The sequence below is a fragment of the Helicobacter trogontum genome (genome assembly GCF_000765905.2).
Taxonomy (GTDB): domain Bacteria; phylum Campylobacterota; class Campylobacteria; order Campylobacterales; family Helicobacteraceae; genus Helicobacter_A; species Helicobacter_A trogontum.
Genome location: NZ_JRPL02000043.1, coordinates 1 through 7,557 on the forward strand (window position 1 = coordinate 1; position 7,557 = coordinate 7,557).

At 30.3% G+C, this 7,557-nt stretch carries 1 protein-coding gene and 1 pseudogene; one reads left to right on the plus strand and one right to left on the minus strand.

The features are described 5' to 3' along the window. The first annotated feature begins 386 nt into the window (after positions 1-386). Positions 387-1,215, plus strand: a pseudogene (locus LS81_RS10045) (Abi family protein). A gap of 45 nt (positions 1,216-1,260) precedes the next feature. On the opposite strand, the gene LS81_RS10050 reads toward LS81_RS10045, so the two are convergent. Continuing rightward, positions 1,261-7,413, minus strand: coding sequence for an SNF2-related protein (locus LS81_RS10050; protein WP_233715921.1), 6,153 nt, complete (start codon positions 7,411-7,413; stop codon positions 1,261-1,263). Positions 7,414-7,557 lie beyond the last annotated feature (144 nt).

The window sequence follows — 7,557 nt, forward strand, 5'->3', positions numbered from 1 at the left end:
AGAGAAAAAGTTAAGCATAAGAGCTACATGGCTACTTTTAGATGAAAAAGGAACTTATGCTGGATTCCATCATTTTTGCAAGAAAAAAGGATTAGTTGGAAATAATAAATAGCGTATAATTTCTATACAAGTTTATATCAATAAGCTAGACACATGAACTTAAAAAGTCTTAAATATGTGAAATGGTATAATTATAATCAAGCTTCATGCAAAAAGATAGGTTATCTTCTTGCTCCAAATATAATTTGGGTTCGACATAGGAATTATATTAGTTTTATACTTTAATGTCAATGAGAAAGGAATATTTTTATGAAAGAAAAACCTAAAAAACTATCAATTGAGCAACAAATTGAAAGTATGGTAAAAAAGGAATAAAATTTAATGAAATGACAAAAGATCAAGCAAAGGAATTTTTACGCAAAAGCAATTATTATATTAGAATAAAAGCTTTGACTTATAATTTTGAAAAAGATAAAAATGGGATATATGTTAATTTAGATTTTAAATACTTGAAAAAATTTTCTGTATGGGATACACTACTGCGTGATTTGATATTAGAAATTTCACTAGGCTGCGAACATTTTTTAAAAGTAAAACTACACCAACATTTCTGCGAAACGGATGAAGATGGATATGAAATCATTAAAAAATTTGAGGAAAAGTGTGACAAAAAAAATAAATTTGAATCTAAAAAATCATTATATACAATATTTGTCAGATAAATATCAAGAATTGCCCTTATGGGCATATATTGAATTTTTAACTTTTAACGAACTATTGGAATTTATAAAATTTTATAAAGAAAAATATCCGTGTTTTGAATGTCCATCAGATTCATTAATGTTTTGTGTTAGAAAGCTAAGAAATGCTTTGGCACATAATAATACTATCTTAAATTACTTTATACGAAATCCAAAACATAGTAGATTTTCACAATCAACAGGCTTAATAGATGAACTTAAAATATTGGGATTATATAACAAAAACACAAAAAAGAAAATCAAAAACATATTATTGCACGATTTATTGTGTTTATTAATAGCATATAAACAATTGGCATCTGAAGAAGCCTTAAAGGAAGCTAAAAATAATATCAAGTCTTTTTTAAAAAATGTCATCGCAAAAAATATTTTGAAAAACATGGGCGAATTATTTCACAATATGACTTTATACATAGAAGTTTTTACAAAATATTTATCAAGCTTTAGTTGTTAAAGCTCATATTATGCTACCAATAAAAGTTGCTCAACCATATTCCACCTACAATTCATGATCTTTTTCTTTGACTATATTCTCACTTTGTTGTTTTCTGTTTATATTTTCTAAAATAATGCTTGATGTTGGAATAAAATTACTTTTATATTTTTTTTGTTTGCTAGATTTTTCGATCTCATTAAGTATTAGAGTATTATCAAGCCTTAATGCGTCAAGATATTGTTTTCTAGGATATTCTTGTGTATTTTGCGTTATTTCCTGCAATTCATTTATTTCCTTTTCTAGCCTTACTACGTGATTTTGGCTATTTTCTATTGCTTTATCGACACCATTATAAAAGTTATTAATGCGTGTAAATAATCCTGCTAATGTAACTTTTGTGTTAAAGTCCTCTATTTCATTCTCTTTTCTTATAAAGACAAGATTGCTTGGTTCAAATACAAGTTTATCTTTTTGCACAAATACCTGCAGGACATTGTTATTTACTTCTGCTGTAATTTCTAAACCTCTATATTCAAAAAGCTTATATTCTTTAGTATTATCATGTATAAGCAGATTTATTGTTTTATTGAGATTAATAGAAAGATTCTCTTGTATTTGCTTGTTTGCTTTGCTTGTATCATCTTTATATACGATAAAATCTTTTAATTCTTGCAATCCGTCTATGGAATTGATAGCATACTTGCCACTAAAGTGAGCAGTTTTGTTATTATCCAATATTGTTTTGAGTTGTTTGTAATCATGTATTTGTTGTTGTGCTTGTGCAAGTCTAGTTATTTTATCTTGTAGTCTATCTTCATTGTCATGAATTTCTTTTTTATACGCATTATAAAGCATTTCTTCTTTTCTTAAATCATTACTCAATTGCACTTGTGTGAGAATTAAGGGATTACCTGTAGCCTCTGCTTTCATACTTGCTGCATCTGCACTCCCCATTGATATATCTTCAAGGCTTCTTGTATTACTATCGGCATTTCTAAATTGTTCAATAGACTTTGCCTTGCTTTCTATAACTTGCCACATTCGTGCGTCATAAGTTTGTTCTGTTGCATAGCGATATTCTTTCATTCTAAAATTCTCTACATCTCTCTCAAAGAGTTTATTACCCTGTCTGATTGTCCTGCCTCTCCTTTGTTCCAAATCACTTGGACGCCATGGGCAATCAAGATGATGTAATGCAACAATTCTTTCTTGCACATTTGTCCCTGCTCCCATTTTTTGTGTAGAACCAATTAGAATTCTGACTTTACCGCTATTTACAAGCGAAAAAAGTTCAGATTTTTGTAAATCTGTTTTTGCGTCATGGATAAACCTTATTTCATTTTGTGGGATACCTTGCTGTGTAAGTTTTATAAGAATATCAGAATACACATCAAATTTAGCATTCTTAGCAAGGATTTCATCTTGTGAAAGATTCTCATCTTTTTCATCTATCTCTTGATCTTGTGAATCTAAAATATCATTAATATTGGTAAAATCATCAGTATGCTCTGTATCAGATTCTATACTTTTATTGGGTTCATTTTCTTGATGAATATTTCTATAATTCTGATGAGAAAAGCTGTTACTATCAATCTTTTGAGAATGTGATTTTGGGGTTGATAAATCACAAAATACTAACTGCGTCCCTTTATCTGCTTCCCATGCCTTATATTCATAAACAAGGTTTTCTATTAGCTTATTAACTTTAGAGTTCTCATAATCTGGTGCATTTGGATCAATTAGTCTATAATCTAATCCTGCCTTTCTTGCATCAGTTGTGCATGCAAGCATATTATTTCTTATCGGATCATCGCTAAAATGCTCCATTCTCCATACAATAGATCTTTTATTCCATATTCCATGTTCATCTTGCACACCTATAAAATTAGCAACTTCTAGACTTCTTTGTGCGACTACATTAATTGGTTTATCATTATAGAGTTTTGGTACAAAATTCTTATGATATTTTTGCACATCTTCATTGGTAACAATATCAGCAACACTCTTATACATTTTTGATAATTCAGGCACATTATTAAATTTATTAAATCGTGATACCATTTTATAATTTATTCCCGAACTATCCAACTCCCATTGACTACTTACTTCACCAAATACACTTGCCCAATCATCAAAGCAATAAATCCCTTTTTCTTTAAGCGTATTTGGTTGTATATATCGTTGCAATGTATAAAGCTCTGCGATGGAGTTGCTTATAGGTGTGCCTGTAAGAAAATACACTTTTTTATTATTATTGTGTAAATATTGTGTCTTTGCAAATAGATCATAAGCTTTTTGAGAACCTTTCAAATTCCCAAGTCCGCTAATGTCTCCCATTGAAGTAGTCAGCAACAAATTCTTAAATTCATGTGCTTCATCTACCATAATACAATCAATGCCTAATTCTGAAAAATCAAGAGATTTAGACTTTTTATGATCTTGCATAAGGGTTTGTAATTTGACTTTAAAATTATCAAGTTGGGCTTCTTGTCTTTTTATTGAATATTTGCTTTCTTGAGAATCTTCTTGCTTTCGTGCAATAATATCTTTCATAATCTCAATATCTTCTTCAATTCTTTCTTTAATTACCGCATAAGGTGCTGGTAAAAATTTAAACTGCGAATGGGTCATAATGATTGCGTCATAGTCATTTGTTGCAATATTTGCAAAAAATTGTTCTCTTTTATCTTTTAGTAAATCATCTTTTGTGGCAACCAATATATTTGCATTTGGATAAGCCTTAATAAAACTATCTTTCCATTGGAAAAGAATGTGATTTGGCACAACAATCAAAGGCTTTTTAAGGATTCCCATTCTTTTTTGCTCCATTAAGGCACATATTCCAACTAAAGTCTTACCAGCTCCAACCTGATGGTCTATAATAAGGCTATTTTCCTGTATTGCTCCCCATATCGCATTTTTTTGATGAGGACGTAGTGTAATATTTACATTAAGATCTTGCAAATGTAGATGAGAACCATCATAATATGGTGTAACATCAGTATTAAAAGTTTCGTTATAAATATTTTCTATTGCATTTCTGCGTTCATAATCTTTGTATATCCATTCTTTAAAATTAAACTTTAATTGTTCAACTTTTGTGTTTGCAAGAGTGCTTTCTTTTGCATTAAATTCTCTTACCTCTTTATCATCTTTCATGTATGTATCATAGATTTTAATAGGCTTTCGCTGCAAAGCATGTTCTATAAGCTTTGCAACACTTATACGATTAGTTGCATAATTTGTTCGTGCTTTATTGGAAATTACATCATTAATTTTAAAAGTCCATTCACCTGTTTTGTCATTATGATGTAACACAATTGTTTCTCTTGGGGATTCTAGAATCTGTGTAAAAAAATCATAATAGTAGGACATAGGAATCCACGCTGCACCAAATTCAGCATTAATCTGTGTTGCTTTTAAATCCTTAGGCAATATTTGTTCTAAACTTTCTAAATTAGATTTCAAGTGCATTCTTAAATCGTTTGACATGGAACTTTGCATATCCTCTAAAATTGCCTTTACTTCTTTATATTTTTTCTTAACATTACCTGACAAATAATGATTGGCAAGTATATATTCAGATGGATTATTATGATTAATAAAAATAAGTTTCTCATGGAGTAATGAATTTTTTATAGAATCTTTTGAGTATTGAGTAATTTTATTTGAAGAATTATTTATATCATTTACACTCTTTTGCAAAAGTTTTTGCATATAGTCCAAATCTATATTACCAAATTCATTTAAACTTGCAATTAATGCTTCCTTAGGAGTATGAGCAACAACCTTTGTGTATGGGGCTATTGTTCTTTTATAAAAAATATCGGATTTTTCTGCACTAGGATTCATAGGTGCTACACCATGTTTTATAGCCACACTCTTTGAAATGCCTTTATTATAATTCTTTTCCAAAGCTAAAATCTTATTGCTATGCCTATCATGCCTAAAGGCTTTCTTATTCACATCTCTATTAAGATAGCCTTCTGTTTTTACAAAATCATCATAAAGTCTATTTAGTTTTTGTCTTAACGGATCTAAAACTTGATCCTCTTGGCTATTCTTTTCTAAAGTTATTAAAGAATTTAAAGTATCTCTGATGGCAATCATCTTTACAATGCGTGTTTTATCTTTTTGATTAGGAATAAGCGGAATAACTACTTGAATGTTATCTTGTGTTTCTAATTTGGTTTTTTGATAAATTTCATCCTCCAAAACAAAATAATTACCACTTTCTATAGTTGCCAAATAATCTTTTATGTGTTGGTATTGTAAAGAATCTTTTGGGATTATTTTCATGTCTTGCTTATAAGTAGTTTCTCTATATCGATAGACATCTTTAGGCAAAGATTTTATGAAAGCATCAAGTTGTAATGTTAGGACTTTATCTTTATTTGGAGTACATATAATCTTGTAATCCTGATATTCAGTTGTAACAAGTTCTAAATCCCCTGCAATATATTGTGGGTTATTTAAAAAATATTCGTTAATGTTATACTCTTTACCTTCTCTTTGAATATAGCTTTTACTCTCAATCCAATCTTTGTTAATTGTTGCATCAAAACCTTTTTTAAAGAACACTATATCAGTTGTTACACCTGTATTTGCTCTACCCTTAAAAGTATTGTTTGGCAATCTTATTGCACCCAAAAAACTTGCTTCCTTTGCGATTAATCCTCTTACATGGTTTTGCGTTTTATCTAGGAATCTATCAGAAACTACAAATGCAATAATTCCATCTTGCTTTGTATTTTGGATAGACTTAGCAACAAAATAATCACAAACTAATAATCCATTTAAATTAACACTCAATTCATCTGCGATCTTCTTTTCACCATAAGGTGGATTACCAATAAAAGCATCATAATCTCTATTAAATCCATGATTCTGAAAGCCACCTAAAAATATTTCTTGATTAGGGTAGAGTTTCTTTGCTATTCTGTAAGTAATATCATCTAATTCTATTCCACTAAAGGCATAATTATTACCATATTTATGTGCATATGATAAAAATGAACCAATTCCAATTGAGGGCTCAAAGATTTCTTTTGTATGTGGAGTATTATTGAATCCTAGTTGTTCTAATCCCTTATAGATTGCATCAATAATGATCTCTGGTGTATAAAACGCATCTTGTGTTGCATTTCTAGCTCTTTCATATTCTTCTTTACTAAGAATTGATTGTAAGAGCTCATATTCTTGCTGCCAATCCTTATTATTTATATCAAATGCTTGTGGAATTCCGCCCCAACTTGAAAAAAGATTGAGTATTTTTTGTTCTTCTAGTGTAGCATATCGTTCTTCTTGCTCTAATTGTTTTAACAGAGTAATTGCCTCTATATTCTTATTGAATCTTGATTTTGGAGAACCAATGTGTGGATCTCCATTCGCTCTAAAATCTATTCGTAAGGACTCTTGCTCCACTCTTTTGGATAATTCTTGGCGTATTTCTGTATGATCGGTAGGATAAACTTGTAATAATTCATTTCCCTCATCTGTGCTATATCCAAGTCCAAATAACCCTCTTGTTTCAACTTCTGTGCTTCGTTGCTCTCTAGTATTTCTAGTTCGTAATTCCTTTGTTCGCATAAGGCTTTGCGTATTTCTAGATTGTGAATCCCTAAATCTGCCATCATTTCCCCCCAATAATACATCCACCGAATGAGTATCTTCATTCCATAATTGTCGTAGAGATCCGCCCTCCAAGTGTTCTCGCACCTCATTGTGAGTATTGCTATGTAATCTTGTTGTGGCAATAGTCTCTCCAATCTCTCCATGTCCTTGTCGTCTGGATAGGTATAATTCTCTTGTGCTGGTATCGGATAGCCCTCTTCCTTTCTCTTCTCTTCCAGCAATCTCTGTTTCATTGTGTTTTCCCTCTCTTCCCATTCCTCCTTGCTCATAAGAGAATAAAGATTGTCCTCCATACGCATCCGCATGTCTATTTGTTCGAGTGTTTTTAACTCGCATGAGTCCATCATTTCCATCATAAACAACACTTTTTCTTTGTTTGTTTGCCACTTTGTCTTTTTCCAATATTCTACTGGAAGTGTGAATATATTCTGCGGTGTTACTTGTTGCCTCATTTCCTCGAGTGTTATTTCCTTGTTCATTAACTTCTCCTTGATCTAAAGTTTTAAAATTATGCTTTATGTCTTGCTCGATGAAATCAAATAAACTTCTACCTTGATATAAATCTTTTTTTGGTCTTGCCATTGTTTTTCCTTATGTTTAATGACAAGAATTTAGCTAAAAACTATAAAATAAAAAGGTAAGAATTTTAATATTTGATACAATGCAATACTTAAATTTATTAGGTATTAAAAATTTTAAATCGCATATATTGCGATACATTCATTT

Bases quoted from the DNA above. Each gene is read 5' to 3' on its own strand.
- LS81_RS10050 (WP_233715921.1), bottom strand. From the start codon at position 7,413: ATGGCAAGACCAAAAAAAGATTTATATCAAGGTAGAAGTTTATTTGAT.